This window comes from Edaphobacter sp., from assembly GCF_028283685.1.
GTDB lineage: Bacteria > Acidobacteriota > Terriglobia > Terriglobales > Acidobacteriaceae > Edaphobacter.
Genome location: NZ_JAPWKF010000001.1, coordinates 803,189 through 828,080, shown reverse-complemented (window position 1 = coordinate 828,080; position 24,892 = coordinate 803,189). Strand labels below are relative to the sequence as shown.

General features: G+C 58.8%; 24 protein-coding genes. 13 read left to right on the top strand and 11 right to left on the bottom strand.

Going from position 1 to position 24,892, the window contains the following annotated elements:
- Window positions 1–68: 68 nt before the first annotated feature.
- Together agaR and PW789_RS03560 are read right to left on the bottom strand one after the other, a co-directional pair.
- A complete protein-coding gene (gene agaR, locus PW789_RS03565) occupies window positions 69–830 on the bottom strand; it encodes a transcriptional repressor AgaR (protein ID WP_299371641.1) in 762 nt (253 codons plus the stop codon).
- 73 nt (window positions 831–903) lie between these two features.
- Window positions 904–2,139, bottom strand: a complete 1,236-nt coding sequence (locus PW789_RS03560) for a DUF5009 domain-containing protein (protein WP_299371355.1) — start codon at window positions 2,137–2,139, stop codon at window positions 904–906.
- A 214-nt stretch (window positions 2,140–2,353) separates the two neighbouring features.
- Between PW789_RS03560 and PW789_RS03555 the strand changes: the two genes are divergently transcribed.
- From PW789_RS03555 to PW789_RS03535, 5 genes are all read left to right on the top strand, one after another.
- Entirely contained in the window at window positions 2,354–3,685 is a 1,332-nt protein-coding gene (locus tag PW789_RS03555; RefSeq protein WP_299371353.1) for a Gfo/Idh/MocA family oxidoreductase, read from the top strand.
- A gap of 180 nt (window positions 3,686–3,865) precedes the next feature.
- Window positions 3,866–4,723, top strand: a complete 858-nt coding sequence (locus tag PW789_RS03550; RefSeq protein WP_299371351.1) for a formylglycine-generating enzyme family protein — start codon at window positions 3,866–3,868, stop codon at window positions 4,721–4,723.
- Window positions 4,724–4,799: 76 nt separating this feature from the next.
- Window positions 4,800–5,198, top strand: coding sequence for a BlaI/MecI/CopY family transcriptional regulator (locus tag PW789_RS03545; protein WP_299371349.1), 399 nt, complete (start codon window positions 4,800–4,802; stop codon window positions 5,196–5,198).
- Window positions 5,199–5,200: 2 nt separating this feature from the next.
- Window positions 5,201–6,514 carry a M56 family metallopeptidase gene (locus tag PW789_RS03540; protein ID WP_299371347.1) on the top strand — a complete coding sequence of 438 codons (1,314 nt, stop codon included), beginning with the start codon at window positions 5,201–5,203 and terminating at the stop codon, window positions 6,512–6,514.
- Between the two features lie 93 nt (window positions 6,515–6,607).
- Entirely contained in the window at window positions 6,608–8,080 is a 1,473-nt protein-coding gene (locus PW789_RS03535) for a Do family serine endopeptidase (RefSeq protein ID WP_299371345.1), read from the top strand.
- A 110-nt stretch (window positions 8,081–8,190) separates the two neighbouring features.
- On the opposite strand, the gene PW789_RS03530 is transcribed toward PW789_RS03535, so the two are convergent.
- The 4 genes from PW789_RS03530 to PW789_RS03515 form a co-directional block, all read right to left on the bottom strand.
- A complete protein-coding gene (locus PW789_RS03530; protein ID WP_299371343.1) occupies window positions 8,191–9,618 on the bottom strand; it encodes a diguanylate cyclase in 1,428 nt (475 codons plus the stop codon).
- A gap of 238 nt (window positions 9,619–9,856) precedes the next feature.
- Window positions 9,857–10,033, bottom strand: a complete 177-nt coding sequence (locus PW789_RS03525; RefSeq protein ID WP_299371341.1) for a hypothetical protein — start codon at window positions 10,031–10,033, stop codon at window positions 9,857–9,859.
- Entirely contained in the window at window positions 10,030–10,446 is a 417-nt protein-coding gene (locus PW789_RS03520) for a DUF6677 family protein (protein ID WP_299371339.1), read from the bottom strand. The genes PW789_RS03525 and PW789_RS03520 overlap by 4 nt, the downstream gene beginning before the upstream one ends.
- Before the next feature lie 51 nt (window positions 10,447–10,497).
- The gene (locus PW789_RS03515; RefSeq protein WP_299371336.1) at window positions 10,498–11,667 is read right to left on the bottom strand and encodes a Xaa-Pro peptidase family protein; all 1,170 of its coding nucleotides are present in this window, start codon (window positions 11,665–11,667) and stop codon (window positions 10,498–10,500) included.
- Between the two features lie 395 nt (window positions 11,668–12,062).
- Between PW789_RS03515 and PW789_RS03510 the strand changes: the two genes are divergently transcribed.
- On the top strand, window positions 12,063–12,554 hold the full coding sequence (locus PW789_RS03510; protein WP_299371334.1) for a DUF3455 domain-containing protein: 492 nt from the start codon (window positions 12,063–12,065) through the stop codon (window positions 12,552–12,554).
- A 205-nt stretch (window positions 12,555–12,759) separates the two neighbouring features.
- Here PW789_RS03510 and PW789_RS03505 read toward each other — a convergent pair whose 3' ends face one another.
- Window positions 12,760–13,725 carry a carbon-nitrogen hydrolase gene (locus PW789_RS03505; protein WP_299371638.1) on the bottom strand — a complete coding sequence of 322 codons (966 nt, stop codon included), beginning with the start codon at window positions 13,723–13,725 and terminating at the stop codon, window positions 12,760–12,762.
- Window positions 13,726–13,939: 214 nt separating this feature from the next.
- Here PW789_RS03505 and PW789_RS03500 point away from each other — a divergent pair, with 214 nt between their 5' ends.
- The 5 genes from PW789_RS03500 to mqo all read left to right on the top strand — a co-directional run bounded on the left by PW789_RS03500 (window position 13,940) and on the right by mqo (window position 20,523).
- A complete protein-coding gene (locus PW789_RS03500; protein WP_299371332.1) occupies window positions 13,940–15,367 on the top strand; it encodes a glutamine synthetase family protein in 1,428 nt (475 codons plus the stop codon).
- A gap of 143 nt (window positions 15,368–15,510) precedes the next feature.
- Window positions 15,511–16,419 carry a hypothetical protein gene (locus PW789_RS03495; RefSeq protein WP_299371330.1) on the top strand — a complete coding sequence of 303 codons (909 nt, stop codon included), beginning with the start codon at window positions 15,511–15,513 and terminating at the stop codon, window positions 16,417–16,419.
- 58 nt (window positions 16,420–16,477) lie between these two features.
- On the top strand, window positions 16,478–17,254 hold the full coding sequence (locus PW789_RS03490; RefSeq protein WP_299371328.1) for an SIMPL domain-containing protein: 777 nt from the start codon (window positions 16,478–16,480) through the stop codon (window positions 17,252–17,254).
- Window positions 17,255–17,371: 117 nt separating this feature from the next.
- Complete coding sequence (locus tag PW789_RS03485; protein WP_299371326.1) at window positions 17,372–18,775, top strand: NADP-dependent isocitrate dehydrogenase; 1,404 nt, start codon at window positions 17,372–17,374, stop codon at window positions 18,773–18,775.
- Between the two features lie 269 nt (window positions 18,776–19,044).
- Window positions 19,045–20,523, top strand: a complete 1,479-nt coding sequence (gene mqo / locus PW789_RS03480) for a malate dehydrogenase (quinone) (RefSeq protein WP_299371322.1) — start codon at window positions 19,045–19,047, stop codon at window positions 20,521–20,523.
- Between the two features lie 76 nt (window positions 20,524–20,599).
- On the opposite strand, the gene PW789_RS03475 is transcribed toward mqo, so the two are convergent.
- A complete protein-coding gene (locus PW789_RS03475; protein WP_299371319.1) occupies window positions 20,600–21,121 on the bottom strand; it encodes a peptidylprolyl isomerase in 522 nt (173 codons plus the stop codon).
- A gap of 58 nt (window positions 21,122–21,179) precedes the next feature.
- Window positions 21,180–21,932, bottom strand: a complete 753-nt coding sequence (locus PW789_RS03470; RefSeq protein ID WP_299371316.1) for a peptidylprolyl isomerase — start codon at window positions 21,930–21,932, stop codon at window positions 21,180–21,182.
- 224 nt (window positions 21,933–22,156) lie between these two features.
- On the opposite strand from PW789_RS03470, the gene PW789_RS03465 reads away from it, so the two are divergent.
- Window positions 22,157–22,450, top strand: coding sequence for an antibiotic biosynthesis monooxygenase (locus PW789_RS03465; RefSeq protein ID WP_299371313.1), 294 nt, complete (start codon window positions 22,157–22,159; stop codon window positions 22,448–22,450).
- Window positions 22,451–22,478: 28 nt separating this feature from the next.
- Here the strand turns inward: PW789_RS03465 and PW789_RS03460 are convergent, their stop codons facing one another.
- A complete protein-coding gene (locus PW789_RS03460) occupies window positions 22,479–23,609 on the bottom strand; it encodes a dipeptidase (protein ID WP_299371309.1) in 1,131 nt (376 codons plus the stop codon).
- A 188-nt stretch (window positions 23,610–23,797) separates the two neighbouring features.
- Between PW789_RS03460 and PW789_RS03455 the strand changes: the two genes are divergently transcribed.
- Window positions 23,798–23,998 carry a hypothetical protein gene (locus PW789_RS03455; protein WP_299371306.1) on the top strand — a complete coding sequence of 67 codons (201 nt, stop codon included), beginning with the start codon at window positions 23,798–23,800 and terminating at the stop codon, window positions 23,996–23,998.
- Window positions 23,999–24,127: 129 nt separating this feature from the next.
- On the opposite strand, the gene sdhB is transcribed toward PW789_RS03455, so the two are convergent.
- Complete coding sequence (gene sdhB, locus PW789_RS03450; RefSeq protein ID WP_299371304.1) at window positions 24,128–24,889, bottom strand: succinate dehydrogenase iron-sulfur subunit; 762 nt, start codon at window positions 24,887–24,889, stop codon at window positions 24,128–24,130.
- Window positions 24,890–24,892: the final 3 nt, after the last annotated feature.

Here is a 24,892-nt window from a genome sequence, read left to right as displayed (position 1 = left end):
GCCTAAGTTATTCAAATGACATAACTCGCAGCACAATAATGATAAGAATCGAAGACAGGAAAGACGAACTAAACGACGATGAGTTCAATACCGAGGCCCTGGAGTGCCTCGATATCTTCTTCTCGAATCTGATCGTCTGTAATGACGGTATGGATCGCTGTTGGCGGCACAATCAATGCCATGCTGCGCCGGAAGAACTTTGTAGAATCACAGACAGCCACGACCCTGGTTGCGGAGTGCACCATGGCCCGATTCACTCGTGATTCAAGTACATTGGGGGTCGTCAATCCAACCTGCGGGTCGAATCCATCGACACCCAAAAACAGAATGTCCGCACGGATCTCACGTAGAACATCTTCCGCCAGCGGTCCAACCAGAGAGAAGGAGTTCTTGCGCAGGCTTCCTCCCGTCAGGATCACATCGAAGTCCGTTCCTGCCAGTTCCGCCGCGATGTTCACCGCGTTTGTCACCACCGTCAGATGAGAGAACTCACGTAGCGCCCGGGCAATCGCCGTCGTCGTCGAGCCGGAGTCGAGGAGGACGCACTGTCCCTCTTTGACTAACTTTGCCGCTGCAGCTGCAATCAGCTGTTTTTCCCGGTGCTGATGTTGTTCCTTCTCTTTGAGCGAGGGATCAAGCAGCGCGCTCCCCTGTGGTGCGAGAGCACCGCCATGGGTGCGTTGCACCAGCCCCTTGGATTCCAGATGATCCAGGTCCTTGCGAATCGTGATCCGCGAGATTCCCAGCGTATCCGATAACTCTGAAACGAGTACGCGCCCATCCCTCTCGATGAGAGAGAGGATGTGCTGCCTGCGTTCTTCAATAAGCATGTTGCTGCCGTCGACCTGGTCCAAAGCTGTCTCTCGTCGGTGAGTTTCTTTCATCATAACGAAGATGGCCCGGTCAGATCCGCAGGAAGACCTTCCTGCGATACATCCAGTGGAGCGCCAGCCAATAGATCGCCAGGACGGCGATTCCCATCATCAAAGGCTCATATATAGTCCCAAACACTTGGAACGGCAGATGTCCCAGGTTGGTGTAGAGATTGCGGACGAGAAAGTCCTCCCACAGATGAGCCATAAGATACGCCGCAATCGAGTTCACACCAACAACCACCAGGGGAAAGGCAATACGCCGGTAGCCCTTCGTCTCGATGAGCCAGCTAAAGAGCGCTAAAAAGAAGAAGCAGGCACCTCCACTGAAGAGAGTCCAGCCTGGCGTCCATATCCTCTTGACGATCGGGCATATTCCCGTAGCGTGAAGGATGAGTGCTGAGGCCATCAACGTGGCGCCTGCGATCAGGAACTTCCTGAAAGGAATTTGTGGAGCAGAGGCACGCAGCCACTGACCTGCTGTCAGCCCCAGCAGCATGGTACCCAGCGTTGGAATAAAGCTGAGCGTCAGGTAGCCACCGCCGTTGTACAGAAATCTCTCCGGTCGCGGAAGCAGGTTCAGAAACCACAGATCGAAGGCCTGCCCCAGATTGCTGTTCTTGTTCCAATGCGCTGCGAAACCAGTAAAGTTGTGGTGCCAATCAAGTGGCACCCCGACAGCCGCATAGTTGAAGTCGGCTCCCGGAGCCGGATAAAGCGCCCATGCCGCCCAGTAGCCGAACAGAATCACTGCCAACGCGGTCCACTGCCAGCGAGGTCGGCAGAAGCTGAGCAAGAACGCGAACGTATATCCAAAGCCGATCTGCGAGAGAGTGTCTTCAAAGGTGAAGTTGGTCTGCGTGCTCGCAAGCGAACGAAGCAAAACCCCCAGCGCAATCAGCAGCACGGATCGCCATAGCGTATGAGCCAGCATCTTCGCGAAGCTCTGGCCCTTCTTCAACCGACTGTGGACCGAGTAGGGAAGTGACACGCCAACGAGAAACGTAAAGGAGGGCTGAATGGTATCGTGCAGGCTCATGCCGGCCCACTCCACGTGCGTCTGGTTGTAGGCCAGAATGCGCCAGATGAGGTTGCCTGGGGTCGCCTTGTGGATTGCGGCAAACTGAAGCACCTCACCCATCATCAGCAGCATGACAAAGCCGCGATAGGCATCAACCGAAATATTTCGTGGTGCAACCGCAGAGCTGCTGCTCGTAGAAGCACGAGAGGCCGGGATTGCGTCCGGAAGAGTCGCTGTATCCATCATTTACCTGCTCCTGCCAATCGTGATCGCGAAAGTCTCAATATCCCTTGCTGCTACAACTCCTGCCAACTAAAGGTATGCTTTCCAAGCTTCGATGGGGAAACTCTACTACTATTTGGAAATAATACGAAATTAAAGTGTACGAAATCGAAGTATAAAAGTACCTTGAAAGCACGGCATTAATTCTTTAGCGGAACAAATAAGGGAGGACCAGGGGATGAGCGATCTCTCAAGGCGCGGATTTCTGAAGATGGGAGCTGTCGGGGCAATGGCTGTCGCCGCTCCAGGTATGACGGCAGAGGAGCATAAGCCACAGGGCAAAACCGTTATAGGAATGCCGTTCCAGAAGATGAATCCACGCATTGGCATCATCGGGACCGGTGGCCGCGGAACCTCACTGCTGGGCAATCTTCTTGCTGCAGAGGCCAATATTCTTGCCATCTGCGATGCCGTCCCTGAACACGCCGAGCATGCAAAAGGCCTGGTAGAAAAGGCTGGCCAGAAATCGCCCGTCCTCTATACCAAGGGCGAAAACGACTTCGAAAATCTGGTCGCGCGTGATGATCTCGATCTCATCATCATTGCCACTCCCTGGAACTGGCACGTTCCAATGGCCGTCGCTGCCATGCAGCATGGCAAGCATGTTGCCGTCGAGGTGCCGGCGGCGACTACGCTCGAAGATTGCTGGAAGCTGGTCAATACCTCCGAGGCCACGCGCCGGCATTGCATGATGCTCGAAAACTGCTGCTATGGATATAACGAGACGCTCGTTCTTCGTCTGACGCATGCTGGACTGCTGGGCGATCTCCTGTACGGAGAAGGCGCTTATCTGCACGATCTGCGCGAGGAGCTCTTCTCCGGTAAAGGTGAGGGACTATGGCGTCGCACCGTGCATACTCAGCGCGACGGCAACCTGTATCCCACGCATGGCCTCGGCCCGGTTGCCAACTATATGGGTATCCAGCGCGGAGACCGCTTCGATTACATGGTCTCGATGAGCTCTCCCCAGCATGGTCTTGAGCTGTACCGCAAAGAGCATATCCCGGCATCCGACCCACGCTGGAAGGAGCGCTATCTCACCGGCGACATGAACGTCTCGATGATCAAGACCGCAAACGGGCGGACGATCACGGTTAAGCACGATGTCTCCAACCCTCGTCCGTATGACCGTATCAATCAGGTCGCTGGAACGAAGGGGATTTTCATGGACTACCCGCCGCGAATCTATATTGAGGGTCAGAAGGGCGGAGAAGACTGGACCAACCTCGATGGCTTCAAAGAGTTTCAGCATCCTCTCTGGAAGGAGGAGGGGACGACCGCGCAGCGCGTTGGTGGTCATGGCGGTATGGACTACATCATGCTCTATCGTCTGTTGCAGTGCGTGCGGCAGGGAATTGCTCCAGATATGGACGTTTACGATGCAGCGGCGTGGTCTGCACCCGGTCCGCTCAGCCGTCTTTCGGTGGCGCATGGAAGCGCCCCCGTGCAATTCCCCGACTTTACGCGCGGTGGCTGGAAGGAGCGCTCTGCGTCGGCGATTGCCTTGTAAATTGCATCTAGAATCGCTGACGATCAAACGAGCAGAGGATGATTCCTATTTGGTAGCATCAACCACAGGATGACCGAGGAAAAGAAAGGGTGCTGCACGCCGTCCGCTCAGCGAAGCGCGGCTGCTGTCGTTGTTCCAACAGCGATAGTGGTGCCCTCTGCCTCTCCCTCAGGCGAAGGCATGGTCGATCTTCCCGGCGGCCGCTTCAGGATGGGCACAGACTACGAGCATGGATTTCCGGCCGATGGTGAAGGCCCGGTCCGGTCCGTTGTTCTGTCGCCCTTCTCCATCGACATCGCGTCCGTAACAAACGATCAGTTTGACGCTTTCATCAAGGCGACCGGCTATCTTACCGACGCCGAGCGCTACGGCTGGTCGTTTGTATTCTGGGCTCTCCTGCCTGAAAGCAACTTCTCACAGCTTGTCGCCGATACCGTGGCTCAGGCGCCATGGTGGTGCAAGGTCTTCGGAGCCACCTGGAAGACGCCTGAAGGTCCTGGCAGCAATATTCGCGAGCGCAGTGATCACCCGGTCGTCCATGTCTCCCACAACGACGCATTGGCCTATGCTGCCTGGGCAGGAAAACATCTGCCCACCGAAGCTGAGTGGGAGTATGCCGCTCGCGGTGGCCTCGATCAAAATCTATTTCCCTGGGGCAATGAACTCGAGCCCGGCGGAGAGCATCGCTGTAACGTGTGGCAGGGGGAGTTTCCCTCAACCAACACCGTCGCCGATGGATATCTCGGCACCTGCCCCGTCACAGCATTTCCTCCCAACGGCTATGGTCTCTACTCGATCGCGGGTAACGTTTGGGAGTGGACCGGCGATTGGTTTGGGACGCGCCACCCAAAACACGAGACCACCGACCCAAAAGGCTCTCTCCATGGAACCAACCGGGTGATCAAGGGCGGCAGTTTTCTCTGTCACGAGAGCTACTGCAACCGCTATCGTGTCGCTGCCCGTACGCAGAACACCCCCGACAGCTCTGCCAGCAACATCGGCTTTCGCTGCGTCTCACGTAAGCCACCCATCTCCTGATATTTACGCGCGCTCCGAGTATTCGGTGGCAGACGTTGCTAACTAATTGATTAGTTGCTTCGTCCTATATGTCAGGATGCCGCCAAAGCGATCCAATACGCTGACCGAGGCTGAGCTCAGACTCATGAAGGTTTTGTGGGACCGCGGTGAATCCGCCGTCTCCGATCTTGTCTCCGGGCTGGCAGATACCGTGCCGCTCGCCTATACCTCTGTCCTCACCACCATCCGCATCCTCGAGAAGAAGGGCTACGTCAGCCATCGTCAGGAGGGCCGGGCATTTCTCTACAGTCCATGTGTCGCTGAAGATGACGCCGGAAAGTCTGAAGTCCGCCAGCTGTTACAGCGCTTCTTTGGCAACTCCCGTGAGCGGCTGCTGCTTTCGCTGCTGGGCGATAACGAGATCACGGCGGAGGAACTGCAGCGCCTCAAAGACGCCATAGCCAGCACTCCCGACGAGATGGGGGAGGAGGCCTGAGGATGCATCTGACTGGTTGGGCAATGCCGTTCACAGAACTCCTTGCTGGCTCGCTTGTCAATGCGATCGTATCGGGAGCGTTGCTGGTTCTGGTCGTTGGCGTGTGCCTGCGTCTTACCTCGCGCATCAGTTCCACCAATCGCTTCATGATCTGGGGCGCAGTCCTCTCCGTCTCCATCGCGCTGCACTTTGTCTCGTGGAGTCCGGGGCTCGCTGCCCTTCGTTCTTCATCGGGCGCAGGTCTTCATCTGGACCCTCGCTGGGCCGTTGCTTTGATCGCTGCCTGGGGAATCATGACAATCGTTCGTTCCGTCAGGCTTCTGCAAAGCGCTCTCTATCTGCGCCGCCTCGCCGCAGAGGCGATACCGGTTTCATCTGATGTGACACAAGCGCTCTTGCGGGAGCCGCAAGCGTCAGTCTTGCTCTGCACCTCCTCGGAGGTGGATCGTCCAAGTGTCATAGGACTCCGTCACCCTCGAATCCTCATTCCGGAGTCAACTTTTGCCAGCCTCTCCAGCGCAGAGCTGGAACAGATCGTCATGCACGAGATGGAACACATCCGTCGCGGCGATCATTGGACCAATCTTGTACAGAAGATCGTTCTCGCTCTCTTCCCGCTGAACCCTGCCCTTAGCTGGGTTGAGCGCCAACTTTGCATGGAGCGCGAGCTGGCCTGCGATGACTGCGTTCTGAATGCGAGTCCGTCGAGAAAATCCTACGCCGTCTGCCTGGTCAGTCTTGCCGAACAGTCTCTGCTGCGTCGCCAGCTCTCGCTTGCATTAGGCGCGTGGGGACGGCGTTCGGAGCTGGCGCACCGCGTTCACCGCATCCTTGATCGCCCTGCCAAACCTATGGGACGCCGCGCAGGGTACGCCGTCACCGGAGTCTTCATCGCTGGCCTCGCTGGCGGTGCGCTTACGCTCTCACATGCACCTGCGCTGGTCAGCTTCTCGCATGTGGACTCCACCCTCGCACAGTCGCCATCTCCGGTAGGCATTCCGACTGAGATGCCTGCGTCCGCGGTTCCGGCATCCATCTCACGCTCCGTTCGGCCTCCGACCGAGATGCTCGTAAAGGCCGTCATGCCGCAGCCGAAATCAGCACAGCATCTGGCTTCGAGTCATGCAAAGCCCGCGATGCGAGCCGTCAAGACACCTCGCTCGAAGCGCGTGCCTCTCCCGCAGACCTTTTTCGTGCGTACCAGCATGGAGCAACGGATCGCTGTCACCAGGCCAATGCTCACCCTGGAAGCAAACGATGGATCTTCTTATGCAGCCGTTCCAGTAGGCAACGGCTGGCTCGTCATCCAACTTTAGCCAAAGAAAGAGCCCAGAGGAGGGCATGTATGTCGCAAGCAACTAATCAATTAGTAGCAAAGCTCGGTAAGTTCAAAGCGCCATTGGCGATTGTTGGGCGCTTTCACCCTTGGTGCTGCCTTGTTCGTCGGCTCCGGGGGCGTGCACGCCGCATCTGTCTTCAGCGCTTCTCCGCTCGATGACAACAGCGTCTCTGCTTTATCTTCTCTCGATCAGGCAATGGAGAATGTAGCCTCCCGCGTTACGCCTTCCGTCGTGAACATCTCCGTCACCTCGAAGAGCCAGGAGCATCAGGTCGCTGATTCCGACCAGATGCAGGGGCTGCCTCCCGGCTTCGCACAGTTCTTCGGGCAGGGCGGCGGTGGCCAGCAACAGCAGACTCCGCAACTCGAGCATGGTATTGGAAGCGGTGTCATCATCTCGCCCGACGGCTATATCGTCACCAATGGTCATGTGGTCGACGGTGCGACACAGATAAAAGTGACACTGAACGATCGGCGTGTTCTGCCCGCCAAGCTCATCGGTGTCGACAAGCTGACCGACCTCGCAGTCGTCAAAGTGGACACCAAAGGGCTTCCCAGCATTGCATGGGGAGATTCCGCAAAGCTTCATCCTGGTCAGACGGTTCTTGCCTTCGGCAGTCCCTTCGGCTACTTCCAGTTTTCGGTGACGCGTGGCATCGTAAGCGCCGTCGACCGCCCAAATCCCTACTCTGACGATGCCCGTAAGCCAGGCGGATTCATCCAGACCGATGCTGCCATCAATCCGGGCAACTCAGGCGGAGCGCTGGTCAACTCGCACGGTGAACTTGTCGGCATCAACACCTTCATCATCTCCAACAGCGGTTCGTTCGCCGGCGCAGGATTTGCCATCCCCGCACAGATCGTTCGAGCCACAGCGGAGCAGCTGATGAAGAATGGCAAGGTCGAGCACGGCTATCTTGGCATCAGTCTCAACGACGTTACGCCGGACAACGCAAAGTTCTTCAACATGCAGGAGGCATCGGGTGCCATCGTCTCTCAGGTCAGCCCGAACTCTCCGGCAAGTCGTGGAGGTCTACATCAAGGTGATGTCATTGCTCAGCTCAACGGAAAGAAGATCGTCAACGGAGGTGCTCTGCAGGTGGCCGTCAGCGAACTCACTCCGGGAACGAACATCTCTCTCAGCGTCATGCGTGACGGTAAACCGGTCTCCCTCAACCTGACCCTCGGGCAGTTCCAGAAGGATGCGGATGTCGCCGACAACGGCAACAATGGATCGTCGCAGCGGGGCAAACTTGGTCTCGCCGTCGCCGACCTCACTGCCGATGCCCGGCAGCAGATTAACGCCCCGGACCAGCTCAAGGGAGCCGTCGTCGAAAGCGTCCGCCCCGGCAGCCCAGCCGAAGATGCTGGTCTTCAGCCCGGCGATGTCATCCTTGAGGTGGATCGTAAGGCAACCGGTTCAGCGAGCCAGTTCGTCAACCAGGTACATGGCAGTGCCGACGGCAAGGATCTGTTGCTCCTGGTCTGGTCTCGTGGAAACGCCAGCTACCGTACCATTCACCCCGAAGATCAGAACGGCTAATCCTCATACATCGTTACAAACAGACTGGCCGCCGCGATTCGCGTGCGGCCAGTTTTACGTGTGCTGTTCGATAAGAGCAAATGGTGCAGAATATGGCTTCAGCGCTAAGCTCAGCCGCTGTGAACCATGACGCGGTTCTTGCCGGCTCGCTTTGCCGCGTAGAGCGCCTCGTCGGCCAGCTCCACGAGCTGATAGCCATTGTTCAGCGATTCGTTAATCGCAGCCATTCCCATGCTGATCGTCACCGCTTCGTTGTCCCAGTCCTCAGCAGCTACACGTGCCATTACGCGGCGAGCCAGTCCCATCGCGCTCTCCTCACCGCTCTCCGGCAGAAGGACGACAAACTCTTCACCGCCATACCGTGCCGGAAGATCGGGAAGGCGAACGGTCGTACGCAGAATCATTCCCAACCGACGCAATACCTCATCACCGGCAGCGTGACCATACCTGTCGTTGGTCATCTTGAAGTTGTCGACATCGATCAACAGCACCGCCAGCTCGCGTCTGCGGCGGCGTGCCATGGAAAACTCCATCACCAGGCGTTCCTCGAAGGCGCGCCGATTGCGCAGCCCCGTCAGTTCGTCGGTAACAGCGAGCCGGCGCAACTGCTCATTCGCCTCTTCCAGCTCGCGATGATAGCGTTCCAGCTCGCTTTTATGGGCGACCTCCGCGGAGATGTCCACGGCAACTCCAGCCAGAAGCACATTACCCGCAGAGTCGCTGCAAGGAAATTTGAAGGAGCGAAGGGAACTGAGAGTGCCGTCCGCCGCACGAATGTGCTCCTCCGTCTCCACCATCCGTCCACCGGCCATCACCTCAAGATCGTGCGTCCGTACCGATTTCGTAAGGTTGCGTGACCAGAGCTGCTCGTCCGTGCGTCCCAGCCAGGCCTGCTCGCTGACGCCAAATCGCTGCGCGAAGGCTCGGTTGTAGAACAGCAAACGTCCGGCGGCATCCTTGATGTAGCTCAGGAACGGGCTGGCATTCATAAACGCCCGGAAGAGTTCTTCGCTCGCTCGCAGCGCGCTCGTGGCCCTCTCTTTCTCAAGAAGAGCCTGGTTCAGAACCCGCCGCTGCATGCGTAGTTCGAGCCGCGCGCTGACCTGCCGGGCCAGCACCTCGAACGCCTGCGTCTGCTCTGCACTCAAAATGCGGGGGGTCGTATCGACCACGGAGAAGGTGCCTAGGATGTAGCCGTCTGATGTCGTCAGAACAACGCCGGCGTAGAAACGAATTGGAGGATCGGCGATAACAAGGGGGTTCGCCCCAAATCGATTGTCGAGCAGCGAATCCTTGACGACGAAGACCTCTTCCTGACGGATGGCATGCGCGCAGAAAGCGATCTCGCGTGGTGTATCGCCAAGCTTCAGCGATTCCGAGGCACGAAACCACTGCTGCCTTTCATCGAGAAGCGTTACTAGTCCTAGAGATGTTCCGCAGATGGACGACGCAAGGCGGGTGAGCTCTTCGCAATCCTGTTCCGGTTGCGAGACCAGAAGCTCCCTGACCCACGAAGCCCACAGCTGGGCGTTTTCCATCTCAGCGCGCCGTAAAATCATTGTTCACCGTGGGGAGGTAGTAACAGAATACTGCACGAAGGTCGCCAGACCATTGATTTTTATGAGGTATTGCAACTTCAGTTGCACGAGCCCTTGAATTTGGTTTCAGGCGTGCTGGGGATTATCGGAAGGTAAATTTATTTATTGCAATGATTTACGGGAAAAACAAAAAGTCGAACTTTGAAATCTATTCTTGCCCGCGAGGGCCTGATGCGGTTTAGTGCTTGATCAGCCACATCAGCCAGCTCGCAACAATTGTTCCGCCAACGAACAGTGCAAAGCAGAAGGCTCCAAAACGGATCATCGTCCGGGGCTCCGAGCGCTGCGTAATACCGAAGACGATCGACGTAAACAGAGAGAAGAGAAGGACGGCGCCGAAGTGTGAGATGGTCACGAGGCCTTCCTTCCGGTGGCGAGCGAATGAGCGTCAACCGCCGCGATTACGTTGAGCAGTCCTGCCACAACGATGAACTTGGTGCCATAGTCGGCGATTGCGATCTGCACCGTGGACTGGCCAAGATCAAAGACGCGGGCGATGACATAGAGCAGCCCCGCGCCAAGATCACCGGCGAAGTTCAACATGTCGAGAAGCTCGGCCGCGTTGGGGGAATAGACCTTGCCCTTCAGCGCAAGGCCGATGCCGAACATGGCAATGATCGAGATGAAGAGCAGGGCGGCACGGGTCCACTTCTTCAGCAGAAGATGGCCTGCTCCCGGTACCAGCCAGCCTGCGATGAGAATCAGCGCTGGAGGCAGGGAAGTAATCTTTTTGGCAGCCATGGACTGCGCCTGAACGTTCGTCGTCATTCCGTATCCGATGATACCAGTTGCCTCATGCGTGTTGCAGTATGTCTGCGTTCAGATGCGAACGAGCTCGGTCTGGAGGCGGCCAGTCACGGATGCTTTGCCTGGCAGGGCGATCATGTCGACCTCGCTGCGAACGCCGAACTCGCCGGGGAAGTAGAGGCCGGGTTCGACGGAGAAGCAGGTCTTGGGCAGGATCAGCCGCTCGTCGTGGGTCTCGAGATTGTCGAGGTTGGCTCCATTGCCGTGCAGCTCGGCACCGATGTTGTGTCCAGTGCGGTGGGTGAACCAGTCCTTGAAGCCGGCGGCGGCAATGACGTTGCGGGAGGCGTCGTCGGCCTGCCAGCCGGCGATGGGGATGTTGGCAGCGAAGGCGGCTTCAACCGTCTGAATTGCGGCGTCGCGTGCGTCGCGGACGGTCTCAAAGATGAGCTGCTCTTTGGCGGAGGGCTCGCGGCCGACGACGCCGGTCCAGGTGATGTCGTAGAAGCAGGCGTCGGGCCGGTCGATTTTGCCCCAGATGTCGATGAGTACGAAGTCGCCCTTGCGAATCGGCTTTGAGCTGGCTGCGGTGGGCTCGTAGTGCGAGTCGGCGGAGTTGGCGCCGGAGCTTACGTTGGGACCGTGCTCCCAGACGATGTTCTCGCGGGCCATGGCCTCGGAGAGCCATTCAACCATGGCGTGCTCGTGGGTGCCTCCGCTGGCGACGCGGCGGCCGATCTCCTGCCAGGCGGCGGCCAGGACGACGTCGATCTTCTCCTGCGCGATGTAGTGCGTGGCGATCTGCTCGTCGGTGAGGACGGCCTCGAACTGGCTGACGAGGTCGGCGGAGGTTACAACCTGTTTTCCGAGCGAGCGGATCAGCTCGATGGTGCCTGCGTCGACCAGCGAGACATACATGATCGCGTTGTTGGGCGAGTACTGCATGGCGATCTTCGTCGCGCCTTCGGTGAGGGCGGTGATCTGCGCGGCCAGCTCCTGCCAGGAGGAGTAGACGGCTTTGGAGCCGGGCAACGTGTCGAGGCGGCCGGACTCGATGCGGTGGACCAGCTTCCTGGGCTCGCCCGTCGCGGGGATGAAGTAGAACCAGCGGCGGGTGACGTGGAGACCTTCGCCGAGCGAGAGGATGCGGTAAGCCAGCGGGTCGCGGTAGTGGTGGTCGTAGAAGAGCCAGCCGTCGAGTTGCTGGTCGCGAAGAGCTGCCTGAATCGCTGCGAGGTCCATGATGGCAATCATAGTTAGCCGGGCGTATGGATGGGGGCTACCCCCGTATCAAATCCTGCAAAATCTTATAAAGAAAGGCTTTATCGGAGATGATTTTCGTAAAATCTTGATTTCAAGTGGCTTATATGCAAAATCTTCAAAAGAAAGGACTTGCATGCGATGCCTTCTTCTTCTCCCTCTACTGTTTCTATTTTAGAGTTTTCAGAAGGGCGGATCGGCAGGCTGCTCCTGGTGGATTGAATGCTGAATAAGCTGTTTGTTTGTATTATTTACAATGAATACCTCATCTTTTTGATTGAGTTTTAGGGCTTGACAGGTTTCTGCCGGGTGGGCGGAAACCACGTACGGGAAGACGTTCCGGGTGGCTATCGGGTGGATGGTAAGCTTGAGGCGCAATGTGGGCTACGATCTCGTTTTTTCTCTTGTCGCTTGCGCAGCAGGGTGTGAGCCCGGTGACGCCTTCCCCTACGGCTCATCCGGTTTACGTGGTGGAGGGGCGCGGCGTACAGATCTACGACTGTGGGCCGCAGGAGTCGAAGTTCGTCTGGGTCTTTCGGGCGCCTGAGGCGCAACTCTTCGACGTCGCTACGCACGAGCAGGTGGGAACACACGGCGCCGGGCCTGAATGGACGTGGAAGGACGGGAGCGTAGTCACCGGGAGAGTCAGGGAGAAGACGCCTTCTCCGGATGCCGACAGCATTCCCTGGCTGCTGCTGGAGGCTACGCCGGGAAAAGCGGGTTCGGGTGCGCTCTCAGCGATTGCGTGGATTCGCCGGTCAGAGACACATGGCGGCAACGCTCCTGCCACAGGGTGCGATGCGCAGCATGTGGGGCAGTCGATTCGTGTTCCGTATACGGCTACCTACAGCTTCTATGGCTCGAAGTGAGCGGCGGTGCATTTGTCCGAAGCTCTTCTGTGATGCAACGACTTAATTCAGATCTGCGGTGAGCTAAGCCGGAAGCTGGTTCGCGCTTTGCGCGAATGCCCACTCATGCGATGAGACTGCATGAATGGGGCACCCGATTGTGGCAAGTCCACCGCCGATAGGGTCGAGTTGTTACTTGTCCGAAATCATCAAAGGACGTTAGCCGCTAATCCAGGAAACGCCTGGCGATGCCTTCGTAGGCGTCGATGCGGCGGTCGCGCAGGAAGGGCCAGTGCTGGCGGGTGATCTCGATGAGTTTGGTGTCGAGGTCGGCGATGAGGATCTCTTCCTTGTCGTGGCTGGCCTGGGCGAGGATGCGGCCGAAGGGGTCGGCGATGAAGCTGCCTCCCCAGAACTCGATGCCGGATTGGGGCGTGTGGTCGCCGGGGCCGTGGAGTTCGACGGTGGCAGGGTTGCCGTCGGAGGCGGTGGTCTTGAACTTGACGTCGCCGTGCTCGTGGCCGACGCGGTTGACGGAGCAGACGAAGACTCCGTTGGCGATGGCGTGGGCGCGCTGGGCTGTCTGCCAGGCGTCGTACTGCGCGGTGCCGAACTCCTCTTTCTCGGAGGGGTGCCAGCCGATGGCGGTGGGGAAGAAGAGGACCTCTGCGCCGCGGAGGGCGGTGAGACGGGCACCTTCGGGATACCACTGGTCCCAGCAGACGAGGGTTCCGACGGGGCCCTGCGAGGTCTGGGTGGACTTGAAGCCGAGGTCGCCGGGGGTGAAGTAGAACTTCTCGTAGTAGAGCGGGTCGTCGGGGATATGCATCTTGCGATACATGTCGGCGATGCGGCCGTCCTTCTCGATGGTGACGGCGGTGTTGTGATAGAGGCCCGGGGCTCGACGTTCAAAGAGCGAGGCGACGAGGACGACGCCGGTCTCCTGGCAGACGCGGGTGAGGATGTCAGTCGAGGGGCCGGGGATGGACTCGGCGATATCGAAGAGGGCGTGGTCTTCGCGCTGGCAGAAATATTGCGCTCGGAAGAGCTCGGGCAGGCAGACGAGGGTGGCACCCTGTCGGGCGGCTTCGTAGACGCGCTCTGCGGCTTTATCGAGGTTGACGCGGGTATCCGGGTCGCAGGACATCTGGATGAGGGCGACGCGCTTGATGCTGGATTTGCTGGAGGTCATCGTCATGGCAGTCATCCACTATTTTATAGGCATCCTGCGGGTAATTTGCTCTCCTGGAGGGGTGAAACCACTTCGCCGTGTATGAAATTTCTGTTAGCTTGAAAGGGTTAGGATTTTCTGCCCACGTCGCCAGGGAGTCCTGCCATTCCAACCTTTCAAACACACTGAGCCGACCACGCAGTCGTGTATTTCACCATGCCGAAGGAGCAAGACGTTGAGCGAATTTCGTGACTTCCTGGAACTTTCTTACTCAGAGCTAGAAGACCTGAACCTTGCAGCAAAGGAACAGCGCAAGAAGCGTGTTCCGATCGATGTGATCCAGGAAGAGCGGTTGAAGTACCTGACCGACGAGCGCCGCATCAAGGCGGTGACGGTTCTGTTCAGCGATCTCGAAGGCCGGCTGCACATGCTGGACTACGATAAGAAGTTTCTGGTGAAGAGCTACGACAACCTGACGTTCGACGGGTCGTCGATCCGCGGCTTTACGGCGCAGCGTGAGAGCGATCTTCGCCTCGGCATCGACTGGAGCGCGTTCTACTGGGCGCCCGCCGATGTGTTTGGCGCGGGCAAGGTCCTGGTCTTCGGCGAGGTGATCGACAAGAACGGCGGCACGTACTCTGCTGACATTCGCGGCGTGCTGAAGCAGTTTGCCAACGAGCAGTTTGCGTCTAACGGCTACACGCTGAACGCGGCCAACGAGATCGAGGGCTTCCTGTTCGAAGGGATCGACGCGGAGCGCAGCTTCCACGAGACGGGCGTGTTCGAGTACGTCAACAAGGGTGGCTACTACCACTCGCTGCCGGGCGACCCGCTGCGTGAGTTCATCGACACGACCGCTGAGGTTCAGCGCGCGATGGGCTTCGAGAACGAAAAGGATCATCCTGAGGTTGCTCCCTCGCAGTTCGAGATCAACTACACCTATGGCGACGTGGTGGCTGCTGCCGACCAGATTCAGCTGTACAAGCTGATCTGCCGCCAGATCGCAACCCAGATGGGCATGACGGCGAGCTTCCTGCCGAAGCCGGTGACCGGCGTGAACGGTTCGGGCATGCACACCAACGTCTCGATCACGAAGAACGGCAAGAACCTGTTCTGGGATCCGAAGGGCGAGGAGAAGATCTCCAAGCTGGCGTGGCAGTTTACGGACCGCATCCTGACGCACGGCAACGATCTTTGCCTGCTTTTGAATGCCAGCGTGAACTCGTATCGCCGCCTGGACCCGCACTTCGAAGCTCCGAACCAGATCAAGGCTTCGGCGACGGATCGTGGCTCGATGGTTCGTATTCCGATCGGCAACGAGAAGTCGGCGCGCGTCGAGGTTCGTTCGGTTGGCCCGGATGCGAACCCCTACATGGTGCTGTACTCGATCTTCAAGACCGGCCTGCAGGGCGATCTGTCGAAGATCAAGAACCTGCGCCAGGCCGAGCGTTACCTGCCGGACAACGTCTACACCGCGATCGAGAACTTCCGTGCTGCGGAGTGGAACTCGAAGTTGCTGGGCGCCGATGTTGCCGGCCGCTATGCGGACCTGAAGCAGGCTTCGGCCGACCGTTGCCCGCGTCTGCTGGGCACGATCGTCAAGTCGTCCGAGGTTCAGTTCCACCACGATGTCTATAACCAGCTGCTCTGGAACATCTTCTAAATCAGGGCAGGGAGTTGTACGAGGCCGGCGAGAGATCGCCGGCCTCTCTGTTTAATTTCATGGATGCGCAGGGGTGGTCGTGCTAAATTTCAGGCGATATGCACGTACCCGGTCGATGGATAGCTGTTGTTGGTGTAGCAGTCATGCTACTTAGTGGATGTGGGGGCAGTACGGCACCGGTAGCTGCTCCTGCGACGGCGACGCCGGTTCCGGTCAATCCAGCGAGCGCGCTCTCGGGCAACTGGTTGATCACGGCGGCTGCCCCGACTGAGTCGTTCAGCAGCACGAGTGGGGAGAAGCTTCGACTGGCGCTGACGGTGGATGTGGTGGGAGACAACGTGGTCGCGGCAGGCTATGGAAACCGCTTTTGTGGAGCCACTCTGAGTACAGGCATCACTGGAGCCATTTTGAATTCAGGCATCTCGACGGCGCTCAGCGGCACGGTCGCCCAGGACGGGACGTTTAATTTACAGAGCCAGGCAGGCCTTCCGACGGCTGCAACGATAAAAGGGAAGGCTCCTGGAACGCTGGGTTCGCCGTGGTCTGGGACTTATGCATTGACGTTCATGGATTTTTCCTCCCGCTTTCTTCAGGGCTGTAACGAGACGGTAACGGACTCGTTTACGGCGACGTATCTGCCTCTGGTCGGCGGAGTCTATGTGGGGACGGCGACCCCGATGCCCCCTCTTCCAAGCGGAAGCTCGACGGTGGGTCCGATGACTGTGGAGTTGACGCTGCAGCAAGGTGGAACGACGACCGACGTGGTTTCGGAGAAGACGATCTCAGGGAACGGGGTTCTGACGGGCAGTATCAAGGTGCAGGGATCGCCTTGTTTCACGACAGGCACAACGACTGGAGGACTGAGCAACGTTGTGGGGAATCGGGTGCAGGCGATGTTTGCCATGGACGATGGTTCCTCCCTTATCATTGTCGGGACAGTGAGTGATCCAACGGAGATGAAGATCGCAACGAGCATTATTCGGATGAGTAGCCCGTGCGGGAATACACCTTCTGTGCTCTATTCGTTGCCTGAACTAGACAAGCAGATGTAAGGACGTTGACATGATTTGAAGAGTCCAGCATTCTGCTTCTGTATCAAGGGAGGTTCGCTTGGAGTCATTCACGGAAGATCGGTTGGTTCGGCCTGCGGGGATTCTGGGTGGTTGTCTGCTGATTGGACTTGTTGTCGGCGGGTGGCTGCTGGGCAGACAGATCAAGGAGACGCGGCTTGCCGATCGTTATGTCACGGTGAAGGGGCTGGTGGAGCGGACGGTGAAGTCCGATAGCGCGATATGGCCGGTGAGCTTCAAGGAGACGGGCAACGAGTTGCAGCAGGTGTATGCGAAGAGCGAAGAAGATCGCGCTGCGGTGCTGAAGTTTTTCAAGGAGCAGGGGATTACGGACGCCGAGATCTCGGTGGGGCAGATTCAGGTGGCGGACAAGCAGGCGAATGAGTACGTCGCCAACAACGTCGGCGGGCCGCGGTATATCGTGCAGCAGACGGTGACGGCGAGCTCGAACGATGTGGACAAGATTGCGAAGGCAGGGCAGAAGACGGCGCAGCTGCTACAGGCAGGGATCGTCGTGATCGGCGGGTATGGACAGGGGATTCGGTATGTCTTCAACGGGCTGAACGCCTTGAAGCCGGACATGATTACGGAGGCGACGAAGAATGCGCGCGCCTCGGCGGACCGGTTCGCGGCGGACTCGGGCAGCGAGGTGGGGTCGATCCGTTCGGCGAACCAGGGCGTATTTTCGATCTCGGCTGCGGATGGGGGTAGCGGCGCCCCGGGCGAAGAGGGTGGCGGTGCGGCGAGTAGCCCGGACGCGAGCATCATGAAGAAGGTTCGTGTTGTGGCGACGATTGACTACTACCTGGTGAAGTAATCCTGTAGCCCTGCATTTGAAAAGCAGGTGAAATCGCATCTTTGCGTTCGGGTGCGATTGCCACCTGTTTCCTGCGGATGGTAGCTTGTTGCTCTCAAAATTGAGGGAGGATAAGCGATGCAGGAGAGTTACAACGGGATTGCGGTGCCCAAAGACGGGGCGCCGATTCAGTATGCAGACGGCAAGTTCACGATTCCCGACAACCCCATCATTCCTTTTATCGAGGGCGATGGAACGGGCCGCGATATCTGGAAGGCCTCGCAGAGGGTGTTCGATGCGGCGGTGGCGAAGGCCTACGGCGGCAGGCGGCAGGTGAAGTGGTTCGAGGTGCTGGCTGGAGAGAAGGCGTACCGCCAGACGCAGAACTGGCTGCCGGACGACACGGTGAAGGCCACGGTGGACTATCGCGTGTCGATCAAAGGACCGCTGACGACGCCGGTGGGTGGCGGCATCCGTTCGCTGAACGTGGCTCTGCGGCAGCTGATGGATCTGTATCAGTGCGTGCGGCCGGTGAAGTACTACGCCGGTGTGCCGAGCCCGGTGAAGCACCCGGAGAAGCTGGACGTCGTGATCTTCCGCGAGAACACCGAGGACATTTATGCCGGGATCGAGTTCCGCCAGGGGACACCGGAGGCGACGAAGTTCATCAGCTTTGTAAACGACGAGATGCTGAAGGGCGGCAAGAAGAAGATTCGCACGGATTCAGGCGTAGGCGTGAAGCCGATCTCGATTACGGGATCGAAGCGGCTGGTGCGGGCGGCGATCCAGTATGCGCTGGATAACGAACGCAAGACGGTGACGCTGGTGCACAAGGGCAACATTCAGAAGTTTACGGAGGGAGCGTTTCGCGAGTGGGGTTATGAGGTGGCGTCGCAGGAGTTCCGCGAGCAGACAGTGACCGAGCGCGAGAGCTGGATTCTGGGAAACCTGGAGGCGAATCCGAAGCTGACGCCTGAGGAGAATGCAGCGCTGATTGAGCCGGGGATCGAGTTTGCCGCGAAGGAGTTTGGCGAAGAGGTTATCGCCGAGGTGAAGCAGGTCGTAGCTTCCATTGGGGCGTCACATGGCGATGGCAGGTGGAAGAAGAAGATCCTGATCAACGATCGCATCGCGGATTCGATCTTCCAGCAGATCATTCTGCGTCCCGAGGATTACAGCGTGCTGGCGACGACGAATCTGAATGGCGACTATATCTCGGACGCCGCTGCGGCGCAGGTTGGCGGCCTGGGCATCGCTCCTGGAGGCAACATCGGCGATGGCTATGCTGTCTTCGAGGCGACGCACGGCACGGCTCCGAAGTATGCGGACAAGGATGTGATCAACCCGGGATCGGTGATGCTGTCGGGTGTGATGCTGTTCGACTTTATCGGCTGGCCGGAGGCGGCACGGCTGATCGAGTCGTCGATGGAGAAGACGATCGGGCAGAAGTTCGTGACGTACGACTTCGAACGCGGCATGCAGGGCGCGACGAAGGCGAAGACGAGCGAGTTCGCCACGCGCATGATTGAGAACATGGGATGATCTCCACGGTGGAACGAGGCGGCAGTTGGAATCGAGCTGCCGCCTTTGTTTTTGCGGAAATCGATAAACGCACGGAATTGTCGGATATCGTGCCAGCCGTACATCATGCGACGTATCATGGAGGGCAAAGAGGCGCGATTTTGCGCTGGTGTTAACGGCGTGAATTTCTGGCCTGCACGATAGATTCCAGTAAGTGACGAAGCATGCGTTGGTCCTATGTTCCGGCCTGCTGCCGCGTATCTGTCTGCCGCTGAGGTTGAGGAAAGAGAATGGGGATCGGTCCCGGCGAAGAGTTTGATGTAGTGCTGATAGGCGCGGGAATTATGTCCGCGACCCTTGGAACCCTGCTGAAGCAGCTGGCGCCGGAGCTTTCGATTGCTGTGTTCGAGAGCAGGGATCGTGTTGCGTCGGAGAGCTCGGAGGCGTGGAATAACGCCGGTACCGGGCATGCTGCGCTGTGCGAGCTGAACTACACGCCGGAGAAGGCGGACGGCTCGGTGACGATCGAGAAGGCGATCAAGATCAACGAGCAGTTTCAGGAATCGCTCGCCTTCTGGACGTATCTGGTGGAGCAGGGACGACTGGGCGCTCCGGAGGAGTTTATCCGGCGCGTGCCGCACATGAGCTTTGTGTGGGGCGAAAAGAACGCTGCCTTTCTGCGAGCGCGCTACGAGGCGATGAGCCGCAATCCGCTGTTTCGCCAGATGCAGTTTACCCAGGACGCACGGCAGATTGGCGAGTGGGCTCCGCTGCTGATGGATGGCCGTTCGAGTGGCGAGATGCTGGCTGCGACGAAGGTCGACCGCGGTACGGATGTTAACTTCGGCAGCCTGACGCGAAAGCTCCTCGATGGTTTTAACGGCAGCGTCTATCTTGAACATCGCGTGCTGAAGCTGGAGCGTGAGAGCGACGGCAGGTGGTGCTCGACCGTGATGGACGAGCGGGCTGGCGTCAGCGCGCAGGTCCGCTCCCGGTTTGTATTTATCGGGTCTGGCGGAGCGGCGCTGCTGCTGTTGCAGAATGCGAAGCTGAAGGCGGGAGCAGGCTACGGCGGCTTCCCGGTGAGCGGGCAGTGGCTGCGTTGCGTCAATCCGCAGGTGATCGAGCGGCATGGCGCGAAGGTGTATGGGAAGGCTTCGGTCGGCGCACCGCCGATGTCGGTGCCGCATCTTGACACGCGGATGATCGACGGCAAGAGGGAGCTGCTGTTCGGACCGTTCGCGGGATTTTCGACCAAGTTTCTTAAGAGCGGATCGTACCTCGATCTGGTGAAGTCGGTGCAGGCGGACAATCTGTATCCGCTGATCAAGGTCGGCATCGACAACGTTCCGTTGACGAAGTACCTGATCGGCGAGGTGATGCAGTCGCCGGAGGACAGGCTGAAGTCTCTGCAGACGTTTATGCCGACGGCGCGGATGGAGGACTGGAAGCTGGAGATCGCGGGTCAACGCGTGCAGATCATCAAGCCGAACCATGAGAAGGGTGGCGTGCTCGAGTTTGGCACCGAGGTGATTCGCGAGCCGGATGGCAGCATTGCGGCTCTGCTGGGCGCTTCGCCGGGAGCCTCGACCGCGGTGAGCATCATGCTGGGCATGATTGCGAAGGGCATCAATGTTCTGCAGGGGCGCAAGGATGTGGCCGAGATGCTGCGCGCGATTGTGCCTTCTGCGGGACGGAAGCTGGTCGAAGAGACTGCGCTGCTGGAAGAGATCACGGCGCGCTCGAATGCAGCACTGAAGCTTGGCTGAGGCGCGTAAGGATTGATGGCTTTAAAGAAAGAGAGCCTGCCACGGATGGCAGGCTCTCTTCTGTTGCGGAGGATGACTAGGCGACGCGCTCGATGGTGACGGATTCGAGAACGACTGGGGTCTTGGGCCGGTCCATGCCATCGCGGGAGACCTTGGAGATCTTCTCGACGATGTCGTAGCCCTCGACGACTTCGCCGAAGATGGTGTGCTTGCCGGTGAGCCACGAGGTGGCGGCGACGGTGATGAAGAACTGCGAGCCGTTGGTGTTGGGGCCGGCGTTGGCCATGGCCAGCTTGCCGGGCTCCTGGAAGCCGTGCTTGGAGCCGCGGGTTTCGTCGGCGAAGCGGTAGCCGGGGCCGCCCATGCCGTTGCCTTCGGGGTCGCCGCCCTGGATCATGAACTCGGGGATGACGCGATGGAAGACGGTGCCGTTGTAGAGCTTGGAGTCCTTCTTGCTGGGGCTGTTCCAGTCCTTGGTGCCTTCGGCGAGACTGATGAAATTTTTGACAGTCTCGGGAGCGTCCTGCTCGAAGAGCTCGGTGACGATGGTGCCTTCGGAAGTCTTAAAGGTTGCGTAGGTTCCTGGCTTGCGTGCCATTTTTTCTCCTTGTGATGTGAAGGTTGGAGCACTCTCTTGAGATGCGAGAGGCTGGGAGCTAATTGGTTGGCGCAGCCGCTGGTGTGGCGGCTGCGGGAAGAGAGGGCTCGGGCGGGATCGGCTGACCGTCTCGCACGATGGTGATCTTGTTGATGACGACGGGGGTGTCGGGCTTGTCCTCCGCGTTGCGCGCTACGCGAGCGATGGAGGCGACGAGCAGGACGGTATGCGAGTCGCACTGACCGAAGATGGTGTGCTTGCCATTCAACTGCTCGACAGGGTCTTCGGTGATAAAGAACTGCGATCCATTGGTGTTGGGCCCGGAGTTGGCCATGGCGAGGCGGCCCGGCTCATTGAAGGTGAGCGTGGGATCGAACTCGTCCTGGAAGTAGTAGCCGGGGTCGCCGGTGCCGTTGCCGACGCGGTCGCCGCCCTGGATCATGAAGCCGGGAATGACACGATGGAAGGTGGTGCCGTTGTAGAAGGGTTCACCGTGCACCTTCTTGAGTGTCTTGGAATCTGTCCAGTCCTTGGTACCCTCGGCGAGACCAATGAAGTTGGCGACGGTGGCGGGCGCCTGCTTGTCGTAGAGCTTGCACGTCAGGCGGCCCATGGTGGTGTCGATGAGGACCGTGGGGCCGGTAGGGATGACGGGAGGCTTGGCCTGCGTGGTGGTCGAAGGGGCATCAGGCAGCGCATCTGCCGACGATGGCGGCGGGGTAGCCGGAGCCTGCGGCGTCTGGGTGGTCGTGGTCTGGGCCAAAGCGGTTGTGCTGAGAACAAGAGCCAGTGCAAAGTGACGAAGCATCATGCGTAAGCGGTACTCCATCTATCAGGCTAACGCAGAGGCCGGGATGGGGCAATCGCGCAGCTTTTGTCGTAAGGGGTTACAGCAGCCGTTTGAGCATGTAGGTCGCCTCGTGTTGAGCGGTGTGACGTCCGATTTTTGCATCACGAGGTGTGATGCGTTTTATCAAACGAGGGGGGAAACTGTGGTGTTCCAATTCGGCATCCAATGCAGACAAGGAGAATGCGATGCCAAAATTTGCGCTGTACGTTCCGCTGAAACCCAAGCCGGGAAAAGAGAAGGAGCTGGAGGCTTTCTTGAAACAGGGAGCCGGGATGGCAGCCCAGGAGGCGGGAACCGTAACGTGGTATGCGCTGGATGAGGACGATGGCCGCTACAGCATCTTCGACACCTTCGAGGACGAGGCCGGTCGCGATGCCCATCTCAATGGGCCGATTGCCAAGGCGCTGATGGCGAAGGCCGAGGAGCTGCTTGACGAGCCTGTGCAGATTCACAAGATCAAGCTGGTGGCCACGAAATAGAGATGGCAGAGCCTGGCGATGCGGCGGCTTATGCCTTCGACTTTGACTGCTCAACTTCGCGGAGGACGCGAAGCAGATTCTGTCCGAGAATCCTGTGCATGTCGGCGGCGGTGTAGCCGCGTTGCATCAGCGCCGCGGTAATCTTCGGCAGATCCGCGGCTGAGTCGATGCCGTCGGGCGCCTGAGGGATGCCGTCAAAGTCGGTGCCGATGCCGACGTGTTCGATGCCCGCGATTTGGATGATGTGATGGAAGTGCTGAATGAGGGCCTCGAACGGGGCGCGGCCGATGCGTTCGGCATATTTTTTGTCGATGCGATTCGAGGCGAAGAATGGAACGGGCTGTCCCTGGGCCTTGTATTCGGCCTGGAGAGCATCGTGCTCGCGTTGCCGCTCGGCGCGTGAGGCGTTCCAGGCGGCTCGCCACTGCTCGTCGATGAAGGCGGGATAGAAGTTGACCATGACGATGCCGTTGTTTTTAGCGACGGCGCGGATCATCTCGTCGGTCAGGTTGCGTGGAGCAGCGGTGATGGAGCGCGCGGAGGAGTGCGAGGCGATGATCGGCACGCTGGTGGTCTCGAGGACATCCCAGAAGGTCTTGTCGGAGGCGTGCGAGACGTCGATCATCATGCCGAGCCGGTTCATCTCGCGAATGACGTCGCGGCCGAAGCTGGTGAGGCCGTTGTGGCGCGGCTTGTCGCCTGAGGAGTCGGCCCAGTCATTGCTATTGGACCAGGTGAGGGTCATGTAGCGTACGCCGAGTCGGTAGTAGTTGCGCAACAGTCCCAACGAGTTCTCGATGGAGTGACCGCCTTCGATGCCTAGCAGAACGGCGAACTTTCCTTGGCGATGCGCGGCGAGGATGTCGTCGGCACTGAGGCAGAGCGCGAGCTTGTCTGGTGCGCGCTGGACCTGTTCGAGGGTGGCGTCGAGAAGCTCAAGGGTGCGACGTGCGCTGTGTTCGGCTGGATGATGATGAGGATCGACCCAGATGGCGAAGAACTGCGCGTTGAGACTGCCTTCGATAGCGGAATCGTAGCTAAGCATGCCGCCATGAAGCGCATCGGTGAAGTTCCAGCTCTCATCGAGAAAGCGCTGCGGCGTGTCGGCGTGTCCATCGATGACAATGGCTTCTGCGTGAACCTTTGCGGGGTCAGCCATGATGGATTTCCTGCTTCTTTGCGGTCGCATGCAAGGCGCAGGCACGGTATGTGCCTGAGGAGAAATGCGGTTGAATGACGAGGTGAAGGGTTGTCTCGCGCATGAACAATAAAGCGATTGTAGCAACGAATGAGAAGGGCAACCTGATGGCGCGAGGCCTTCATCTGTTGTTGTAAGAGGTGATGATTATGGCTATCGGAGTGAACTCATCGAAGACCGGCGCACGTCCTGCTCATGAGGCGGTTGAATCAAATGCCGATGCAACGATGGTAGGAAAGAGCGGGCAGCAGAAGGTAGAACATGCTGCGATGCAGAGCGCGAAGCGCGCGGAGAACCGTATCCACGACAATGAGCAGAAGACACCTGGCAACACTCTGTTCACGAAGTAAGTGATAAGACGAGTTACATGAAAGAGCCCACCATATGGTGGGCTCTTTCTTTGTTGATGCCAGCGATTGATCTCGTCGCCGTTGAATACGGAAGATGAAAATCGTCTTCGGGTATTCGGCTGACAGGCGCTATCGCGTGAAGATGTCCTTGACCTTCTGCACGAAGACGTCGCGGCCCATGTCGCTAATGGCCTCGGTGAGGGGCAGCTCCTTGGGGCAGGCTGCGACGCAGTTCTGAGCGAAGCCGCACTCCTGCACGCCGCCGTCGCCGGAGAGAGCGCGGAGGCGATCTTCCTTGAGCACGGCACCGGAGGGGTCCATATTGAAGAGCTTGGCCTGCGCGATGGTGGCGGCGCCGACGAAGTTGGTGACGTCGTTGAACTGGGGGCAGACCTCCATGCAGCAGCAGCAGGAGATGCAGTTGGAGAGCGGATAGCGCTGCTCCTGTACCTGGGGAAACTGCTTGGGGCCCGAGCCAAGGTCGTAGGTGCCGTCGATCGGTACCCAGGCCTTGACCTTCTTCAGGTTCTCGAAGAGCACGGAGCGATCGACCGCGAGGTCGCGCACGACGGGGAACTTGGAGAGCGGGGCCAGCGTGATGGGCTGCGCCATGTCGGAGCCCATCAGCTTGTCGACCAGCGCGGAGCAGGCCATGCGCGCCTTGCCGTTGATGAGCATGGCGCAGGAGCCGCAGATCTCTTCGAGGCAGTTCGAGTCGTAGGTGATTGGCGTCGTCTGTTTGCCTGCAACATCGACCGGGTTGAGCGCGATCTCGCCGAGCAGCGAGGTGATGTTCATACCCGGGCGATAGGGAATCTCGAACTTCTCGGTGGTCGGTGTGGTGCCGGGGTTGGACTGACGCTTGATCTCGACTTTAATTGTGCTTGGCATGAG